The sequence below is a fragment of the Marinobacter nitratireducens genome, from assembly GCF_000708045.1.
Lineage (GTDB): Bacteria > Pseudomonadota > Gammaproteobacteria > Pseudomonadales > Oleiphilaceae > Marinobacter > Marinobacter nitratireducens.
Genome location: NZ_ANIE01000003.1, coordinates 586,552 through 605,813, shown reverse-complemented (window position 1 = coordinate 605,813; position 19,262 = coordinate 586,552). Strand labels below are relative to the sequence as shown.

The following is a 19,262-nucleotide window of genomic DNA, read 5'->3' as shown; positions in this document are numbered from 1 at the left end:
ATGACCAGCCGGAGGCTTGCATCGACACGACAGCAGACGGGCGTCGCCCTGATCATGGTGCTGCTGGCAATGGCACTGGTGGTCATCCTGGCCGCGGGTATGACGCAGCACCAGAGCCTGAGGATCTTCAAGGCTGGCCATGCACTGGCCCAACAGCAGGGTATGAGCATTGCCCTGGGTGCCGAAGCCTTCGCCAATCAGATTCTGGTCCGGGACTTCGAGGAGGACCAGGAAGACGACGCCATGGTCGATAGCCTTGATGAGTTCTGGGCGAAAAACGCGGCGGTGCTGCCCGTTGATGAGATTGGGGTGGTCGAGGTTCAGATTGATGATCTGGGTGGTCGTCTCAACCTCAATGATCTGGTCGATGTGAATGGCAAGGTTGACCCGGAAACCAAGGGGCGGCTGGAGCGCTTATTGACCAATCTGGGGATCACGGAATTTCGGGTCGACGCCCTGATCGACTGGATTGACCCGAATGACCAGACCACCAGCGCCTATGGTGCCGAGGACGGACAGTACCTGATGGCGGACCCAGGCTACCGTGCCGGGAACCAACCGTTTGTCAGTGTGACGGAATTACGCTTGATCGAAGGCATGACCGAGGAAGCCTACCAGGCACTTCGCCCGAACGTCGCTGCGCTTCCGGTGACCGGGATTGGCATCAATGTGAATACCGCCCCGGCGGACGTGCTGCGCACCCTGAATGAAGAGCTGACGGACGCCCAGGTCGAGTCTATTCTTGAGACACGGCAGGACGAACGGTTTGAAGAAGTGCAGGATTTCCTGGCGCTGCCAGAGCTGGCCGGGCTGGGGGTTAAATCCACCGGGTTGACGGTGCAGACGCGATTTTTTGAAGTTGTTTCGCGGATTACCTACGATGACCGGATTGTGAATATGGTCAGCACTGTGTTCCGCGATCAGGAAGGTCAGGTCCGGACGGTTCATAGGGATACCGGGCAGAAAAACAGAATCACAAAAGAGCCTTTTACCATTTCAGAAGGATAGACATGTCATATCGCCTCTATGTGCGACCAACGTTACCACTCGCGGATCTGGACGAAAGCCCGGAAGCCCAGCTGTTTAACTGGGTACTTCAGGATGCCAGTGGTGACTCTCAGGCTCAGGGAACGGCGGATCCAAGGGCGACCATTGAACAAACCCTGGCTCAGAATGCGCTGGAAAATGTATTGCTGGTCGGCCTGATCCCGGGCGAAGAGGCCCTTTTCTGCACGGCCGACATTCCAGCGAAACAGAGCCGGTTTATCCACCAGGCGCTTCCTTACGCGGTTGAAGAGCAGATCGCCCAGGACATTGATTCCGTTCATCTGGCACTGGGTCGTCATGGCGATGCGGGTTACCGGGTTGCCGTGATTGACCAGGAACGCATGGCCCAATGGGCGGCACTGTTCACAGGCTGGGAGCATATCCGGCTGGAAGCCATTTATCCCGATGCAGCGTTGTTGCCGGTGACCGAGGGTGGTTGGACGGCCTGCCTTTCCGGCGATACCGCGCTGATGGCCAGTGATCACGGTGAATGGTTGAGCATGCAGTCAGCGAACCTGGGTATGTTTGCCCAGACACTGGCTGCGCCGCCTTCCGAGGAAGTGATTGCGGAGGTGCCGGTCACGGTCTATGCCACCGAGGCGGATTACGAACATCAGCCTGCGTTGATTGCGGAAATGGGTGGGCAAGGCCGATTGACGGTAAAGCAGGAAATCCTGGAACTCATGCCGCTCGAATTGTTGGCGCATGCCCACCATCATCATCTGTGTCAGCCGATTAACCTGTGCCAGGGGCCGTTTGCGATTGGCGGCAACAAATCCAGTGCACTCAAACCCTGGAAGCCACTGATTGCCGTGGCGGCTGTATGGTTTGTGGTGCAGGTGGCGCTGGAAGTCGGGATGGGGTTCTATCATCAGGAACAGGCCCGGGGACTGGAGCAGCAGGCCATGAAGATCTACCGGCAGGCATTCCCTCAGGACCGCCGGACCACGGCTGGCAACGTACGGCGCGTCATTCAGGGGCAGTTACGGGTCGCGGGTTCAGAAGGGCCGGAGCTGGACTTTATTACCTTGATGAAGTTTACCGGAGAGCAGTATTCCAGATTGCCGTCGAACGCGTCGGTTAATTTCAACTCCGTGAATTACAGCCGCAACCGTGCAGAGCTGGTGGTTGATGTGCGGGCGGACAGCTACGACCGACTGAGCGCCCTTCGCAACGGACTGGCGAATCAGGGGTTGGAAGCACAGATCGGGTCAGTCGTGAATGAGTCTGATGGTGCCCGTGGTCGTCTCACGGTCTCTGGAGGTTAAGGGATGTTCGAAAAACTCAAGGATCAGCCGGCCGTCGGCAAGTTAATTGCGCAATACGACCAGTTGCCCCGGCGGGATCAGCAGGCTTTGATGGTACTGGCTCTGGCTGTTTTTCTGGGGGTTCTGTACTTCGCAATATGGCGCCCGGCCATGGCGTTCAGCGAAAAAGCGGAAGCCCAGCGTGAAAACGCCGGCGAACTGCTGGCCTGGATGCAGGCGAATGAATCAACGATCAAACGGCTTGGCTCTGCGGGGACCGGTTCCAGCGCTTCAACGGCCAATGCACCGGCCGATGGCAGGGCACTGATGGCACTGGTGACTCGCTCGGCGAGGGAAGGCGGGCTGTCGCTGCAGCGTTTTGAACCCAGCGGTGATGATGCGATTCGGGTCTGGATTGAAGATGCCCCATTCGCGGAGGTCGCTGCGTGGCTGGAGTCCCTCAAGTCCAATCATGGCGTTATTATTGACCAGGCTGCCATGGATCGCTCAAGGGAGCCCGGGCTGGTGTCGGCCAGGCTGACTCTGGCAATCTGACTGTTAAACCAGTGTGAAGAGCCATTGGCTCTGGCTGAAGCAGGAGAGTGCATGATGAGCAACAACAACGAAAACAAGAACAACGTTGAGCCTGTTATTGTGCGTCTGGATGAGGAGGCGACCAACGAGGCGAGATCGATTCTGTTCAGCGCGTATCGTGATGAGCCGACATTCCAGTATCTGTTTGATCACCGACGACCCGGATACGAGACCCGCGTCAGGGCGACGATTCGAGAGCTGATTGATCTTTATCTGGAGCTTGATCAGGAAGCGATCGGTGTCATGGTGGATGACACTCTGGTGGCGGTTGCGTTCATTGGCGATCCAGAGCTTCGAATGAACCTCACTGAGCAGTTCGGGTGGCGTATTCGAATGGTCCTTACCGCCGGCTTCGCCTCCACGCGTCGGTACCTCGATTACCACCACAAAATCCGCGAACTTCTGCCGCAGCCGCTGGCGCACCAATTGCCGTTAATGGGGGTCAATCCCAAGTACCAGAACCGTGGATACGGCCGGGTTCTGTTGAAAGCGGTCGAAAAACTCTGCTCGGAAAACCCGAGAGGCAGCGGGTTGGTGCTCGATACCGGCAACAGTCGGTATCTTCCGTTCTATGAATCCGAGGGATTCCGAAGCCTGGGCAAGATTCGCCTGGGCGATTTTGAAGATCACGTTTTGTTCAGGGAAGTTCACGCCGACGGAAAGGCAATGGGCGAAAGCCTGGGATGATGTTTACTTGAGCAACAGGAGACACTGTGTCTGATACCCATGATTTTGATTTGATCGTAATCGGCGCCGGCTCGGGTGGCGTTCGGCTGGCGCGTATGTCGGCCCAGCGGGGAGCCCGGGTTGCGGTAGTTGAGTCCCGATATCTCGGGGGCACATGTGTCAATGTGGGGTGTGTACCAAAGAAACTGTTCGTTTATGGCTCACACGTACATGAGGATCTGGAGGATGCGGCCGGTTATGGATGGAAGCTTCCTCTGGAACAGGCAACGTTTGAATGGCCGACCCTGGTGGCGAACAAGAACGCCGAGATTGAGCGCCTGAATGGCATATACGGGCGACTGCTCGAGAATGCCGGCGTGACGCTCATTGAGGGAACGGCAACGTTCAAGGATGCCAACACCGTGGTGGTGGGAAGCCAGGAATATTCATCAAAGCACATCACGGTGGCTACCGGGAGCTGGCCCGTCGTGCCCGATATTCCCGGTAAGGAATGCGTTCTTACCTCAAACGAGATGTTCTACCTGCCCCAGCTACCAAAACACGCGGTGGTATGGGGCGGCGGCTACATTGCGGTGGAGTTTGCCGGCATTCTTAACGGATTGGGCGTGGAGACCACGTTGTTGTATCGCGGAGATCTTTTCCTTCGTGGGTTCGACAACGATGTGCGCCGGTTTACCGAGCAGGAAATGCGGAAAAAAGGCGTCGACCTGCAGTTTGGTGTGAACATCGAGTCCGTTGAGGCGGAGAATTCCCATTACAGGGTTCGACTGACCACCGGTGACGTCATCGAAACCGGGCTTGTGATGGCCGCCACGGGCCGGAAAGCGTTGGTCGAAGGTTTGGGGCTTGAGGAGTTGGGCGTTGCACTGACGTCGGCCGGGAACATTCAGGTGGACGATCATTTCCAGACCTCTGTTGAGTCGATTACCGCACTGGGCGACGTCATCGGCACACCCCAGCTCACGCCGGTTGCCATTGGCCAGGCCATGGTGCTTTCTCGCAGGCTGTTTGGGGATGGCCAGGGGGAGATGGACTACTCGGCCATTCCGACTGCGGTGTTCTGTCAGCCCAATATCGGTACCGTTGGGTTGACCGAGGAAGAGGCCAGGGAACAGGGGCATACCCTTCGGATCTACAAATCCGAATTCCGGCCCATGAAGCACACGTTGAGTGGCCGGGATGAGCGTTGCCTGATGAAGTTGGTGGTCGACGACACTTCGGACAAGGTTCTCGGCGCCCACATGGTGGGTCCGGATGCCGGAGAAATCACCCAGGGGCTTGGCGTGGCAATCAAGGCCGGGGCGACCAAGGCTCAGTTTGACGCGACGGTCGGAATACATCCGACGTCAGCCGAAGAGTTTGTGACCATGCGTGAGCCGGTCTGAGGGCCGGCGATCTATTTGATCTGGACCCACCGGCTCAGAACCTCTCTGAGGTTTTCCTTGCGTACTGGTTTGGCCAGATAGTCGTTCATCCCTGATTCCCGGCAATTCACCTCGGTGCCGGGCAGGGCATCGGCCGTCAGGGCAATGATGGGCGTTCCGGCCTGACCATTACTGCGCTCCCAGTCCCGGATGAGGCGAGTTGTTTCGTAGCCGTCCATCACGGGCATCTGGCAGTCCATCAGGATCACGTCGAAGCCTGAATGCTGTGTCTGAATGTGCTCGAGGGCTTCCTGGCCGTTATTGGCGGCGTGGGTCTCGAAGCCGAAGCGGGTGAGCATCGCCTTCGCGACCCTCTGATTGACGAGGTTATCCTCCACAACCAGCGCCTTACCGGTCATGTTCTCGGCTGCCAGCGGGGATGCTTCGATGGCCGGGACCACTGGCGCGCTATCCGGTACGGTGTCGAACGGTAATTCGAATCGGAATGACGACCCTTTTCCAAGGTCAGTTTCCACCTGGATATGCCCGCCCATCAGTTCGATCAACCGCTGAACGAGGGAAAGCCCTAGGCCAGTGCCGCCGTGGGCTCGTTGATCCCCGGAATCCAGTTGCTGGAACGAGTTGAAGATGTCGGACACTCGGTCTTGGGGAATACCGGAGCCGGAATCGCTTACCGAGCAGTTAAGAATGATGCAATCGTCTTCCAGGGCAAAATAGCCGGCCTGTATGTTGATGAAACCGTCGCCGGTAAATTTGATGGCGTTATCGAGCAGCCCGGAAAGCACCTGCCTTAATCTCGGCGCATCGCCCATAACAATCGGCTCGGCCGGCCAGTCTCCAAAGAGGCTCACGTTCAGTGTTAGACCTTGCTGCTCCGCCATTTGCCGGTAGGTGGCCGTGCAATTGGTGATGACCTTGCGCAGGTCAAATTCCTGATTGGCCAGTTCCAGCGTTCCGCCGTCCATCTGGGAATAGTCCAGGATGTCGTTGATGACCATCAGCAGGTCTTCCGTTGAGTGGCGGGCCGTCGACAGGTAATCCTGTTGGCGATTGGTTAGCGGGTCCTCCTGAACCAGATCAATCATGCCCAGCATACCGTTCAGGGGTGTGCGCAGTTCATGACTCATGGTGGCGAGGAATTCGGATTTTGCCTGGTTTGCTTTCTCTGCCTTCTCGCGCGCTGTTTCGGAGGCCTTCAGTGTTTGTACTCTCGATTCCCTCAATTCTTCCAGGTGGGCGGCCAGTTCATTGAGTTGCCGCTCGATAGCAATGACTTCCCGGGAGCTGCGTTGGTCATGGAGCGGTTGCGGGCTGAAGTCCCGATCAATCAGCTTTCCGATTCGGTCAGACAGCATCCTGATGGGCGAGAGCACGGTGTTCAGGTAGTGATTAATGAGAATGACAATAAACAGGAGCAGGGATACGCCGACGGCCAGCGAGGTCCACAGGATATCCTGGCGCCGGGTTGCCAGGAGATCAGTGCTCACGCCAACCTGAACCGTGCCTACCCGGAGGGCGCCGGAGTCAAATCCATAGTCAGGCTCGAACCATTCCGCTTCCCGCCCTGTGTCGAGCTGCAATGGCTGCTGAAGTATTTCGGCTTCATACACATTGTAGCGATCGCTGTTCAGCGTCTCACTATCCGGAGCGTTTGTCACAAAGCCGATCTGGTCGCCGAGTACGTCATAGACTCTGATCCACTCGGCTCGGCTGTGTTTCAGCGATTGCGTCAGTACCTGCTCGAGTGCCAGGGCATTACCAGAGACCACCGCGTACTCGAGCGCAGGCGCAAGGCTGTCTGCCATCATCTGACTGCTTTGTGACAGGTCACGTCGGGCATCTTCCAACCTGGCGGAGGTAAAAAACACCATCAGCACAACAAACATCAAAACTGCAGGTAAAGCCCCGAGAAGGAGCAATTTCCGCGCGAGAGGTGCCTGTTTTCTATCGGGCCTATTCATTGTCTGGCCCTCCCGTTTCGGCAAGCTTTTCATTGACCAGTCCTGCAATCTCTTCCCTGTCTGGCAAGGGAATGTTCAAAGACCTGGCAACCTGGTCGTTAACTTCCACGCGGTACTGCTCAGGATAGGCAGGCGGAGGCAATGTGCCGTCATTGAAGTAGGCGTTGATGTAGTCGGCTGCAAGCGAAGCCATGGCCGGGAAAGGCGCATAGCTGGATGCGAGCGATCCGGCTTTGACGTAAGCCTGACTCGGACCAATGACGATTCGGTTACGGCGGTACGCTGTCAGCAGGATGTGTTTTATGGTTCTGGGGTTGTAAATGGCATCGTCTGAGGCGGCCAGCAGAAAGTCCCCATAACCGAGGGCTCGGATCAGTGTCGGGATCAAATCATCTGAGCTTTCGACCAGAAACACCCGCCCCTGCATTCCGTACCCGGACAATTGATCAAGAACGGCCTCATACAGCCCTGCGGATGTGGGGGTTGCCAGAATGGACACCTTGGTGGCATGAGGCAGGATGACCTTGCCGGTCAGGGCCTGGCGTAGCAGAGGCACGTTGTAATAGACGGCGCTGATCTGGCCAGGTGACCGTTCGGCAAACCGCGAGACCAGATCTTCCTCAACCAACATGCCAAGAATGGCGGCTGATCGATTCGCCTGGCGGGCTTTTGAGAATGCGGAGGGCCCAACGGCAACAACCGGCGCATCCTTGATGGACGAGAGCTCGTTTTCAGCAATCGGCAGGACCGCCGTGTTTTCTCCCACCCTTTGCTGCAGCAGTTTTGTGAGATGCTGATCAAGAGCTGTGTTGCCGGACCCTGCAACATAGACGGTCCTTGAGGGCGCCCCGGCAGCAGAAACGACCGTTACGAAGAACAGCAGAATCAACCCTGGAAGAAGTCGGGAGATTGTCTTCCCCGACCTTCCTGTGGATCTGGTTGTCAACGCGTCGCTATTCCTTTGCTCCATACTGCCTTATGGCTCGTGCCGTCCTTGTGAGACTTAGAATCTTACACCTGCTTCTACAAAATACTGGTTCTGGTCCTCGATGCGATTGTCTGGACTCATCCAGGGTTTGGGATTCAGGTAATGCTGAATCGTAAGTGCCAGTACATAACTATAGTCCGGCAAATCTACCCGTCGAGCTAATCGGAAATCTGCACGTTCGAATCGGCTTTCACGAACTTCGTTGGTCCAGTAATAGGCCAGGGAAGAGGTGAGTTCCAGTGGCCAGTCCTGGATCCAGGCGACACTTCCCGAGTTGCGGGCGGAGAGGCGGCCCATGAGATCAACGGCTTTCTCCTGCTGCTTTGCGGGCAGGGCTGATGGGTCACCGGTGTACCACTCGTCCTGTTCAAGGTAACCATAGCTTGCGCGGAGCATGGTGCCCGAGAAATCGAGCGATGCTTCCAGTTCCGCACCTTCCTGATCAATGGCCACGTTGTTGTCAATGTACCATTCTTCCTCGTTAATAATGCCGCTGATCATGTCGCGGAAGTGATCATTAAAGTACCGGATCTCGACGGAAAGCAATGCACGGTCCAAGTGAAACTGACCAAAATAGCTTATTTCCCGGGATGTTATCCACTCTTCTTCAAGCTCTTTGCCATAAGTGGACGTGCTCGGGTCGAGGAGGTCTTCGATGACGATGCGGTAGCCTTCCAGGGCCTCGAAGGGTGCCTGGACATTGCTTGGACGATACGACCAATCCGGGCTCTGTTCAAAGGCATCGGGTGTGCGCACCGCGCGCGAGAAGACAAATCTCAGGGCATGGTTGTCATTGAAAATCAGGTTGGTGGCGGCCCTGGGTGAAAAGTAGCCTTCGTCTGTGGTGGTGGTTTTCTCCCAGTTACCGCCAAAATTGAAGGTAACCCAGCGCTGCGGGGAGTACTCAAGGTTGGCGAACACCCGTGACTGGTAATTGTTGCCACGCCCGTTGAAGAAGGTTTCGGAGATATAGGTGTCTTTTCGATAGCCAAGCCCTGACACCAGTTTCAGATCGTCATTGAAGATCAACGTATCCTGGAGTTCAAATTCCTGCCGTGCTTCTTCCGAGTCTTCGTTGAGATCCGCGATGAACGGGCCCTGGTTCGTGGGGAAGGCTGGGGATCCGGGTGGCAGTAACGCGTTAATCGTTGTTGCAGGAATGCTCACTGACCAGCGCTGGCGTCGCCGTTGATTCTGGTAGCTGGCCTGCACGTGGTAGAAATGGGTGTCGGATGTCGCGCCGTCAAAGCGCAGCTGGAGATAGTAGTCGTTCATCTGGATGTCCGGGTCGGTGGTGGCACCGAGCTTGCCGGACTTGTTGAGGTCTTCTTCGTTGACGCCCTCCAGAACACCAGCCCGAACATCGACGGAGTGGTTATCATCAAGCCTGATGATGCTGTCAAAATTAAAGTTATTGACGTCATGGCCATCATGGAAGGGGATCTCTTCCCCTCCTTCTACCTGGGAGTCATAGCCATTGGACTTTCGTTTTTCATAGGAAAGACGCCAACTCCCCCCCAGGTTTGAGTCCCCAACGGATGTGAAGGTACGCAGATGGCCTCGTGATCCGGCTGAGGCATAGGCCTCTGCGCCGGCGGTGTCCTGGGGTGAACGAGTAATGATGTTTATACTGCCCAGGAACGCGTTGATGCCGTATGCTGCCGAGTTTGGACCCCGGCTGATTTCAATGCGCTCTATATTTTCGAGCGCGACCGGCATTGCGATCCAATCCACATCTGCCAGGCTGATCCGGTAGGCGGTTCGGCCGTCAATCTGAACCTGCAAACGCCGTTGCTCATACTGGGACGTGCCGTGATAACTGGTGACGGGGTTGGTGCTGCCGCGATCCCCTACCACCATGCCGGGGACCAGTCGGAACGCTTCAACCAGGTTCTGGACGCCAAGGTTTCGGAGCATATCGCCGGTGAGGATGGTGGTGCTTCCCGGTACTTTGAGTTTTGACTGGCGCAATCGGGTCGTGGTGAGAACTTCGGGGATCTCAGAGTTGTTGCCATCCAGTGCCAACAGGTCCGCTGAAAAATCCGGGGAGTCCGATTGAGCGTATCCAGCAACGGGCAATACCGTCGCCAGAGCCACTGCAGCAGTGAATGGTTTCACAGAGGTTATCGTTGCTGCCGCAGGTCTGATTCTGGTCGAAACTTTCATGGGGGACGTTTTATAATCTGCCGAGGTAGTTAAAATTATATCTTTATATTCTTTGCCATCTATCGTAGGGAACTACACGGCATTTGTCTCTCATAAATGTAATGATTCTCGGGGTTGGGAGTAGTCTCTGAATGAATTGCTGGGAAATTCTGGGTATTGAGCCGACCGGCGACCGCCGTCAAATCCAACAGGCGTACGAGCAACAAATGAAGTTTGCCTCGGGCGAGGAAGCCGAAAAGCTGCAGCAGGCTTTCCGGCAGGCGACCGGAGAGGTTCCGGATGAGCTGGCAACAGCGGCAGACGCTCCGGAAGAGGTAAGTCCGGAAAGCGCGACTCCGGAGCCTCAACTTGATGGCAACGACGGCCAGATCGTTCGTGAGGTGGTCATACAGATCAAGGCATTGTTGAACGATTCCGGTCGCAGTGCCGATGCGGGTATCTGGAAGGCCATCCTGTGCGAACCACCTGCGGACAAGCCACCGATCAGGCGGGAGATTGCCAGTCAGCTGGAGCCGCAGGTGCGGCCTATGGCGGAGAATGGCAGCCTGTCGTTGCCGGTTGCGCAGTTTCTGGGTGAGTGGTTCGACTGGCGAAGCCTTCAGGATGTCGCTGAGCCGGCGGATATCCGAAACTATCCCGAACCCGAGGACGCCGCGTCGGGTGAAGAAGAATCGCCTCAAATGGTCAATTTCTGGCCAGCCGTTGTTGGCTGGATCGTGGCCTTAGTGATTCTTTCCGTTCTTTTTGGGGGCATGGGCGGCAACTGACTCCGCGCCTTTGTGCTCTTCCGCATCAATCCTGGCCCGGTATTTCTGGGCGAGGATAGCACCAACAATCACCTGGATCTGGTTGTAGCACATGATCGGAAGGACGATCATGCCGAAACCGGGATGCCCCGAAAACAAAACTTTCGCCATTGGCAGCCCGGACGCCAGGCTTTTCTTTGAGCCGCAGAACACCACGGCGGCCTCGTCTTTCAGGTCAAAGCCGAAATAGCGCACCAGAAGGCGCGCAACCCACATAAATAACCCGAGCAGCCCCAGGCAAAGCGCGATGGCGAAGACGATCGCCTGCACTGGCAGATTCTCCCAGAGTCCGCTCTCGACAGAGTGGGAGAAGGCGGAGTAAACAATCAGCCAGATCACACATTGATCGTACCTGGCCATGAGGCCCTCGTTCCTGCCAAGGAATCCGCCAAGCCAGGGGCGAAGGGCATGCCCGACTGCAAACGGCAGCAGGAGTTGCAACACAATGTCCTTCAGAGCCTCAACAACCGAGAACTCGCCAGCCCCCGCCGTGCTAACCAGCAGGAGCAGAAGAAAAGGGGTCAACATCATGCCGAACACGTTGGAGGCAGCCGCGCTGCAAATGGCAGCGGGCACGTTGCCGCGGGCCATGGCGGTGTAGGCAATCGAGGAAGATACCGCCGAGGGCAGTACGCCCAGGTAAAGAAATCCCAGACCCAGATCCGCAGGCATCCAGGCCGGGGCTATGCCCGACAGTTCATTGATGGGCATGACGGCCAGCGGAAAAAAGACGAAGGTCAGCGTGGTAATCAGTATGTGCAGGCGCCAGTGAGTGGCTCCCGCGACGATCTGCTCCCGCGACAACGCGGCACCGTGGAAAAAGAACAGTAAGGCGACTGCAACCGTACCAGCGGTCGCAAGGATATCCGCGGCGGTTCCGGTAACCGGCACAATCGATGCGAGGACGATGGCACCGAGGAGGAGCAGGGTGAACTTATCGAGTTTCATGCTCACCTCCGGTCACCATCCCGGTTAAGCACGTTGAGGCTGGGGTAGAGTAGGGCACGAGCCAGTTCCCCGGCCTTGGTCGCATCCTTGCGGCGCACAGCCGCCAGCAGGAGTTCGTGATCCTCCTGACTGGGCTCGGGCAAATCACTCTGGGTTTCGGTCTGCTCGATGGTTTGGCTTATGGCATGGGCAAAGTAGCTGTATAACTCCTTTAGCGCAGTGTTGTGCGCGGCCTGGATCAGGGCGTGGTGAAAGCGTTCGTCATGCGCTATCCGTTGATCCAGGTTGTCGCCAGCCGCCGCCCGCGCATCGAGTGCTTCCGACATGACTCTGAGATCGTCATCGGTGCGGCGTGTTGCGGCGAGTGCTGCCGCCTCGGTCTCCAGCATCATCCGCACTTCGATTTGTTCCGCCAGCTTTGTCCGGGCAATCCGGCGCAGGGTTTCACCGGCATCACGGTTGGCGCGAACGTAGGTGCCATCCCCCTGCCGGGTTTCCAGCATACCCATGTGAACCAGCACCCTGACGGCTTCCCGGACCGTGTTCCGACTGACGCCGAGTGCTTCCGACAACTCAGCTTCAATTGGCAGCTTGGCGCCAATAGGCCACTGGCCGCCTTCGATGGTGCTCCGCAGGCTATCGATCGCGGTTTCGACGAGGGAGCCCTTTTGTATCGGTTTTAGCATGGTCTGGTCATCCGGAAAACATATGAACCAATCATCCTATGAATCTGGGCGCAACGCAACCGGTGGACGCGCCAGCCCTGGATTCAGGGCCGGGTTTCGGGGTAGATGAACTGGTAGTCCGCAGTGTCCAGCCTCCGGGTACTCGCCCGGTAGGTAAATGTAAACCCGGGCCAGTTGACGGTGTTACGGCCGTTTTCGTCCAGATACCAGGACGAGCAGCCAGCCTCCCAGACGCTGTTATGAAGCCCTTCCTGGATGACATGTGAAAATCTATCCTGCCGATCCTGGCGCACATCCATTGCGGAGCCCGGGTATTTCTTCAGGGCGCTCACCGCATCCAGAATATAGTTGAACTGGGATTCCAGCATGTAAATGATGGAGTTGTGCGCGAGGTTGGTATTCGGGCCATAGAGCATGAAAAGGTTGGGGAACCCGCTGACGGTAATGCCTTTGAATGCAGATGCGCCATTTTTCCAGGCGTCATTGAGCGTCTGGCCGGCGCGGCCGGTGATCCGGATCGGCGAGAGAAATTCGGTGGCCCGGAATCCGGTACCGAAAATGATGGCATCCACCGGGTAATGGTGGCCGTCCTTCGCAACGACGCCGTCCTCGTCAATGTGATCAACACCGTCGCTGACCAGATTTACGTTGGAACGGTTGATGGCGGGGTACCAGTCATTGGAAATGAGTATCCGCTTACAACCGATCTGGTAATCGGGAATGATGCGTTTGAGCTTATCCGGATCGGTTACCTGCTTGGCTGCCTCTTTTTTTGCCTGGTAAGCAAACAGGTCCAGTAGTCGGTTGAAGCGGGTAAACGCCAGGGCTCTGCTCTCATTTTTCCAATAAATGAAAGCACGGTAGGCCCGGTCCCACAGCGGCGCCGATTTGAACAGGTGTTGTTCCAGAGAGGTGAATGGCCGGTCCGGTTTTGGAAGCACCCAGGCGGCCGAGCGTTGGAACAGAGTCAGTGATTTCACCTTGCTGGCAATTTCCGGAACGAACTGGATCGCGCTTGCACCGGTGCCGATCACAGCAACCCGTTTGTTGGTCAGGTCGTAATCATGGTTCCAGCGCGCGGAGTGGAAGATGGTTCCTTCGAAACGGTCCATGCCTTTGATGTCGGGCCAGGCTGGCTGGTTAAGCTGGCCCGTAGCGGTGATCAGTATGTCGGAAGTCAGGGTGTCGCCATTTTTCAGCGTGACGGTCCAGGTGTTACTGGACTCATTGAAGCAGGCGTCACTGACCTCGGAATTCAGGCGAAGGTGCCGGGCCAGATCGTATTTCTCGACACAGTGCTCCATGTAACCGAGGATTTCTGCCTGAAGTCCAAACTTTCTGGACCAGTCATGCTTGGGTTCAAACGAGTAGGAGTACAGGTGGGACTGAACGTCGCAGGCGGCACCAGGGTATGTATTGTCGCGCCATGTGCCGCCAACCCTATCTGCCTTTTCAAGGAGTGTTATATCGGACAGCCCGGCATTCTTAAGCTGAATAGCCATACCAATCCCTCCGAAACCGGTTCCAATGATGATCACGGACGGGGATGGCGCTGAAGGACTGTGGGGCATACTCTCACCTGATTGTTGTTTTGCTGACACTCAAAAAGGCCAGTATACGATCTGTCGCAGGCATTCAACATGATGGTAAGTGACAGATCTACTTGTCAGAACGACCAATTACTTGAACGGGTTAGCAGTTCCTCAGCGGGTTGTGACAGCAACTCGGTGAGCAGGGTAGGTTCGAACCGTCTGCGAATGCTGATGGCATAGAACTCCTCGTAGACTCCTGGCAATGCGCCGTAGTCCTCAAGGGATCCGGTTTCCAATTCGTCTCGGACGACGACAGGGGGCAGCACCGCATAGTGGCGAGTATCCCTGGCCAACAGACGCATCATGGCCATGTCATCGACCTCCGCCACAATCCTGGGGCGCACGTTGTGGTAGTCACAAAGCTGATCGAAGGCGTGACGGATGTTGTTTTCCCGCCCGGGGATGATCAGGCTCCGTCCATCAAGGAATTCCGGTATTTTGGTTGATTGCTCGTCGCCTGGCGGGCCGATAATGCTGACGGATTGCCGCGCTATGCGCCGCGAACGCCAAGGGTTTTCCTCATCTCCCTGAATGGGCTGGTTCGAGAGAATCAGGTCCAGGTGGTGCGCGGAAAGCCTGCGAAGCAGATCTTCAAGGGTGCCACTGACGAGTTTCAGTTCGAGATCTTCACGGCCAAGCAGCGGCCTCAGGAACCCTTCCTGAAAATTCCTTGAAAGTGTTGCAACGGCGCCAATCTTGAGGGTTTCACGGTTGATTTCAGTGCCGGAGCCTAGAACGGCCGTCAGTTTCTCTCCCTGTTTGAATATCTCCTCGGCGTAGCCAAACGCAATCCGACCGGCTTCCGAGAGTTTCAGTCGTCGGCCTTCACGGATAAACAGGTCATGTCCGAGGGCATCCTCGAGTTTTCGAATCTGTCCGGACAGTGCGGACTGGGACACGTGCAAGGATTCTGCGGCTCGTGTCAGGTGGCCTGTACGGGCGACCGTCCAGAAATAGTACAGGTGGTGGTAATTCAGTTTCATGATCGCAATACCGTTCCGTAAAAGAGAATGAATGGATCTTTATAAACCATTTTATTTATGTATTGGGCAAAGGCAAAGTAGCAGCGTTCGAATACGGAGGTCGCCCATGAATGGAATTTTAGCCGTGTTTTCCACGCCGGCATTAACCGTGTGGTTACTTTTGCCCCTGTCGCTGCTCATTCTCGCTGGCTACAGCGGTTGGACGAGAAATGAGCGTAAGGTTCAACATTGCTGGCGGTTAGCCAGCCGTTTGCTGACGGCGTCGATGGTGGCCTCTGCGGTACTCGGGCTGCTGCTTGCCACCGGGCTGTGGTCTGCCCCTGGGGGGCTGCTGGAGTTTGGCGCGAGCCTGGGGCTGTACCCCGACGCTCTGGCGGTGTGCATGGCTCTGATGGTTGGTTTCATCGGATGGACAATTCTTCGCTACTCAAATAACTACCTCAATAACGACGCTGCTCGCGAACGTTTCCTGCCCTGGTTCCTGACTACGCTGGCCTGTGTCTTGATCCTCGTATTTACCAACAACCTCCTGGTGCTGGCCGGTGCCTGGATAGGCGTCAGCCTTGCACTGCACCATCTGCTGACGCTCTACGCCGATCGTGAGGAAGCTCGGATTGCCGCCTTGCAGAAGTTCATCATCAGCCGGATTGGCGATGCATGTGTGATCGGCGCTGTTGGCCTGATCTACCATGTGACCGGCAGCGTTCGTCTGCCGGAGGTGTTCGCCGCGAGTGCGGCACCAGGCTCAATTGAACTTGAGGTTGCTTCGGTGTTGCTGGCGCTGGCAGCGCTTCTGAAATGCGCCCAGGTTCCCTTTCATAGCTGGCTGCTACGGGTGATGGAGGCGCCCACACCGGTGTCTGCATTGCTACACGCGGGTGTCGTAAACCTGGGGGGCTTTCTCTGGTTGCGGTTGTTTCCCGTTTTCGATGGCTTTACCCCGGGGCACGGCGTCCTGTTGATGGTGGGTGGTATTACCGCTGTGGTCGCCGTACTCACGATGATGAGTCAGGCCTCAGTCAAACATGCGCTGGCCTGGTCTACATCCTCCCAGATGGGGTTCATGCTGTTTGAGATCGGTATGGGCGCCTACACCCTGGCTCTGCTTCACCTGCTGGCACATTCGCTTTACAAGGCTCACTCCTTCCTTGCGTCAGGGCGGGTCGTCCGTGCCTCTAACGTGCCGGATTTCGGGCGCGCAGGTATCGCCACGCAGGTGGTTTGGGCGACCGCCATTGCGGGAACCGCCGTCGCCATCCTCTGGCAGTATCCCGCATTGGTTGAGCGGAATCCGGTCCTGGGTGCGGTACTTGTGTTTGCGGTGGCCGGAGCGGCGATGGGGATCCCGGCCGGGGCGTCTCCACTGCGTCGTACCGGCCTGGGCGTGCTGGCCCTGGCGTTGGTGCCCTTGTATGGAGTACTGCACTGGCTGGTTGGGCCGGTGCTGCCGGCCTATGACAGTGTGGTTCTGCCTCCGTCTGCAGTTGCGGCAGGCGTCTCCCTGATCGCCGTTCTGGCTGGCATTTCACTGATTCTTGTCCTGGCACCTGGCTCCGGGGCGGCGCGTTACCTTCGTGTGCATATAGCCCACGGGTTTTACCTGGCCATTCCCTTTGATCGGGTAGCCCGGCGTTTGTCGGCCGCGTTAGGCAGGAAGGCCGTGATGACACAGAGCAATGCAGGTGTTCGTTCGGAAGCAGGAGAATCGTCATGAGTGGATTTGTGGCCACCGCTGGAGAGACGTCATTTTTGGCGAGTGTTAAGCGCGCGGTACAGGAGGCCGAGGCCTCAATTGCTCCCATGTGGCCTCTCAATCGTTGGATTGCGGTCAATCCGTGGTGGGGATCCCGTCATTTGCCTGTCGAACATGTTGATCGCCTTTCAATGGAGAGGGCGGGGTACTCCTTGCTGATGCCGCCGGCGTATTACCGGAGTTGCTGGCAAAGTGGTCGTATTTCCCGTCAGGATCTTGCGTACGCGATCCGGGAATCAGCTTCAGGTCTGACTCCAGCCGATTTGATCAGTGCGTTGGAAGGGGAGAAGGTCATCGGTAGGGCAGTGGTCCCATCCTCCATGGATGTGGAAACGTCTGCGGGCGACAGGGTTGTCAATGTGCACATACTGGAGCAAGTGTCGCGGGTGTCTGGCCTGTACTTCGATAAGCGTCAGTCCCACTGGCTGGAGCATAACGAGGACCACGGGTTACTGTCAGCCTGGCTGGCTGACCTCAGGTACGACTACGGGCTCGATCAGAGAGTCAACCTGAGAGGTGCCAGGAAATTCCTGAGTGGTCTCTCGGCAGATGCAGATAAGATCATGACAGAGGCATTCAAGGTCCTTGAACTGAGCGAAACAGAGTTTGAAGCACTGGTTCAGAAGCTTCTTTGGAGTCTGAACGGCTGGGCATCCTGGTGCCAGGGTGTGGCCTGGCGTTCTCAACAAGAGGGTCGTGAATCGAACCTGATGAGAGAGCTTGTCGCAGTTTTGTTGGCCTGGGAACTTTGTGCACTGCAGTTGAAGAACACCGAGCAACGTCTGCAATGGCAAGCAGATTGGCAGCGATATCGCCGTCAATCATCCGTGAATACACCGCAACAGATCTGGTGGCTGTGGCACCGGGCGTTTGAAGCCGGGTACCAGAGAACCCTGTTCAAAAAGCTTACGGCCGGTGGCAGCGGAAAGCCGGAGGCGAAATTCTCGATACCCGAGGTTCAGATGGCCTTCTGCATTGATGTACGGTCCGAACCGGTACGTCGCCACCTCGAAAGCGCGAACCCCGGTATACAGACGGTTGGCTTTGCCGGATTCTTCGGATTGCCGATCAGCTTTCGTCCATTGGCGCCCGGCAAGGAGCTACCCGCGGTACCCGGTCTGCTTGCACCATCGTATCGCTACGCCGAAACAACAGGCAGCGGCTCGGATGACAGAAAGCTATCCAGATCCCGGGATCAGCGAGAACTCACCCGGCAGTCGGTCCGCAAGGCCAAATACAACAGTCTCTCGAGTTTTACCCTGGTAGAGACCACGGGGCTGGCCTGGGCCTGGAAATTACTGAAGGACAGCTTTCCAAACTACGCCAGGGCCAAAAAAGAGGCAGCGACCTGCACCCATGGCCGGTTGTATCACCGGCATGGCGGGGACCCGGTGACGGATGGCGAGCGTGCAAAACTGGCGGAAGCCATGTTGCGGGGCATGTCTCTGGTGGACAACTTTGCACCGGTGATCGTTTTTACCGGCCATGGTAGCCATGCCGACAATAACCCGCATCAGGCAAGCCTTGCTTGTGGGGCTTGCGGAGGTCAGAACGGTGGAGTGAATGCCAGGCTGGCGGCGGAATTGATCAACGACCCGGAGGTTCGTAGCCGCCTCCGGGACACGGGAATATCGATCCCCGAAACCACCAGAGCCTTTGCCGCGGAACACTGCACAGTCACGGATCAGATAACGCTGTTCGGTCTTGATGAGACGCCCGAAACCCATCGCCGGAGAATCCGTGATCTGGAGGGCAAGCTGCATCAGGCAGGCATGAGCTGCCGCCGTGAGCGGGCAACGAGCCTGGGCTGCAATGGCCTGACGGACGAAGAGCTCGCGGATAGCCTTGCCAGGCGGACGGGTGACTGGTCACAGGTTCGGGCTGAGTGGGGGCTGGCGAACAACGCCTCCATTATATTCGCCAAGCGATCGCGGACGCGGGCCCTGGACCTTGGCGGCCGCGCATTCCTGCACGACTATGACGAGCACAAGGACAGTGATGGCAAGATCCTGGAAGCGCTGATGACGGCGCCGATGATTGTTGCCAACTGGATAAACCTTCAATACATGGGATCGGTTGTGGCACCGGACGTTCTGGGCGCAGGGAACAAACTCCTGCATTCAGTCGTGGGCGGTAATCTGGGAGTTGTTGAAGGGAACAACCCTGATTTGAGAGTGGGCCTGCCGTTTCAGTCCGTGCATGATGGCAAGCAATGGCGCCACGAGCCCGTGAGGCTGACCGTTGTCATAGATGCGCCGAGGAAGCGGATTGAAGCAGTGATCGGCTCCCAGCCGGATGTGGCAAGGTTGGTCGAGAATCAATGGCTGTGGTTATGCCGATTTGTTGATGACGGGATCGAGCAGTATCACCACGGGGAATGGGTAACGGTTCAGGTTTGCTGAACCGTTACCGGCTTGAA

General features: G+C 57.0%; 15 protein-coding genes. 8 read left to right on the top strand and 7 right to left on the bottom strand.

Annotated elements, in window-relative coordinates:
- Genes gspK through gorA form a run of 5 tightly spaced genes read left to right on the top strand, consistent with a single transcriptional unit; the run spans nt 1 to nt 4,960 of the window.
- Nucleotides 1–1,008 (top strand): type II secretion system minor pseudopilin GspK, encoded by a 1,008-nt coding sequence (gspK, locus tag D777_RS04625; protein WP_036129119.1) that lies wholly within the window; start codon nt 1–3, stop codon nt 1,006–1,008.
- 2 nt (nt 1,009–1,010) lie between these two features.
- Nucleotides 1,011–2,315: a type II secretion system protein GspL gene (gene gspL, locus D777_RS04620; protein WP_036129117.1), complete on the top strand. Its 1,305-nt coding sequence runs from the start codon at nt 1,011–1,013 to the stop codon at nt 2,313–2,315.
- 3 nt (nt 2,316–2,318) lie between these two features.
- Nucleotides 2,319–2,849, top strand: coding sequence for a type II secretion system protein GspM (gene gspM / locus D777_RS04615; protein ID WP_036129115.1), 531 nt, complete (start codon nt 2,319–2,321; stop codon nt 2,847–2,849).
- A gap of 54 nt (nt 2,850–2,903) precedes the next feature.
- Entirely contained in the window at nt 2,904–3,575 is a 672-nt protein-coding gene (locus D777_RS04610; protein WP_036129606.1) for a GNAT family N-acetyltransferase, read from the top strand.
- A gap of 26 nt (nt 3,576–3,601) precedes the next feature.
- Nucleotides 3,602–4,960 (top strand): glutathione-disulfide reductase, encoded by a 1,359-nt coding sequence (gene gorA / locus D777_RS04605; RefSeq protein ID WP_036129113.1) that lies wholly within the window; start codon nt 3,602–3,604, stop codon nt 4,958–4,960.
- Between the two features lie 11 nt (nt 4,961–4,971).
- Here the strand turns inward: gorA and D777_RS04600 are convergent, their stop codons facing one another.
- From D777_RS04600 to D777_RS04590, 3 genes are all read right to left on the bottom strand, one after another.
- Nucleotides 4,972–6,921, bottom strand: a complete 1,950-nt coding sequence (locus tag D777_RS04600) for an ATP-binding protein (RefSeq protein WP_036129110.1) — start codon at nt 6,919–6,921, stop codon at nt 4,972–4,974.
- Nucleotides 6,914–7,687, bottom strand: a complete 774-nt coding sequence (locus D777_RS04595; RefSeq protein ID WP_227501668.1) for an ABC transporter substrate-binding protein — start codon at nt 7,685–7,687, stop codon at nt 6,914–6,916. The genes D777_RS04600 and D777_RS04595 overlap by 8 nt, the downstream gene beginning before the upstream one ends.
- 237 nt (nt 7,688–7,924) lie before the next feature.
- Nucleotides 7,925–10,027, bottom strand: coding sequence for a TonB-dependent receptor plug domain-containing protein (locus D777_RS04590; RefSeq protein ID WP_227501667.1), 2,103 nt, complete (start codon nt 10,025–10,027; stop codon nt 7,925–7,927).
- A gap of 179 nt (nt 10,028–10,206) precedes the next feature.
- On the opposite strand from D777_RS04590, the gene D777_RS04585 reads away from it, so the two are divergent.
- Nucleotides 10,207–10,842 carry a molecular chaperone DnaJ gene (locus D777_RS04585; RefSeq protein WP_036129102.1) on the top strand — a complete coding sequence of 212 codons (636 nt, stop codon included), beginning with the start codon at nt 10,207–10,209 and terminating at the stop codon, nt 10,840–10,842.
- Here D777_RS04585 and D777_RS04580 read toward each other — a convergent pair.
- The 4 genes from D777_RS04580 to D777_RS04565 form a co-directional block, all read right to left on the bottom strand.
- Complete coding sequence (locus D777_RS04580; RefSeq protein ID WP_036129101.1) at nt 10,798–11,829, bottom strand: bile acid:sodium symporter family protein; 1,032 nt, start codon at nt 11,827–11,829, stop codon at nt 10,798–10,800. The genes D777_RS04585 and D777_RS04580 overlap by 45 nt on opposite strands.
- 2 nt (nt 11,830–11,831) lie before the next feature.
- Nucleotides 11,832–12,515, bottom strand: coding sequence for a FadR/GntR family transcriptional regulator (locus D777_RS04575; protein ID WP_036129098.1), 684 nt, complete (start codon nt 12,513–12,515; stop codon nt 11,832–11,834).
- 83 nt (nt 12,516–12,598) lie between these two features.
- Entirely contained in the window at nt 12,599–14,086 is a 1,488-nt protein-coding gene (locus D777_RS04570; protein ID WP_036129095.1) for a flavin-containing monooxygenase, read from the bottom strand.
- Between the two features lie 95 nt (nt 14,087–14,181).
- Nucleotides 14,182–15,090: a LysR family transcriptional regulator gene (locus D777_RS04565; RefSeq protein WP_036129094.1), complete on the bottom strand. Its 909-nt coding sequence runs from the start codon at nt 15,088–15,090 to the stop codon at nt 14,182–14,184.
- Nucleotides 15,091–15,196: 106 nt separating this feature from the next.
- Between D777_RS04565 and D777_RS04560 the strand changes: the two genes are divergently transcribed.
- Both D777_RS04560 and D777_RS04555 read left to right on the top strand, forming a co-directional pair.
- Nucleotides 15,197–16,804, top strand: a complete 1,608-nt coding sequence (locus D777_RS04560; protein ID WP_081849462.1) for an NADH-quinone oxidoreductase subunit L — start codon at nt 15,197–15,199, stop codon at nt 16,802–16,804.
- Complete coding sequence (locus tag D777_RS04555) at nt 16,801–19,245, top strand: YbcC family protein (RefSeq protein WP_051668937.1); 2,445 nt, start codon at nt 16,801–16,803, stop codon at nt 19,243–19,245. Before D777_RS04560 ends, D777_RS04555 begins: the two co-directional genes overlap by 4 nt.
- Nucleotides 19,246–19,262 lie beyond the last annotated feature (17 nt).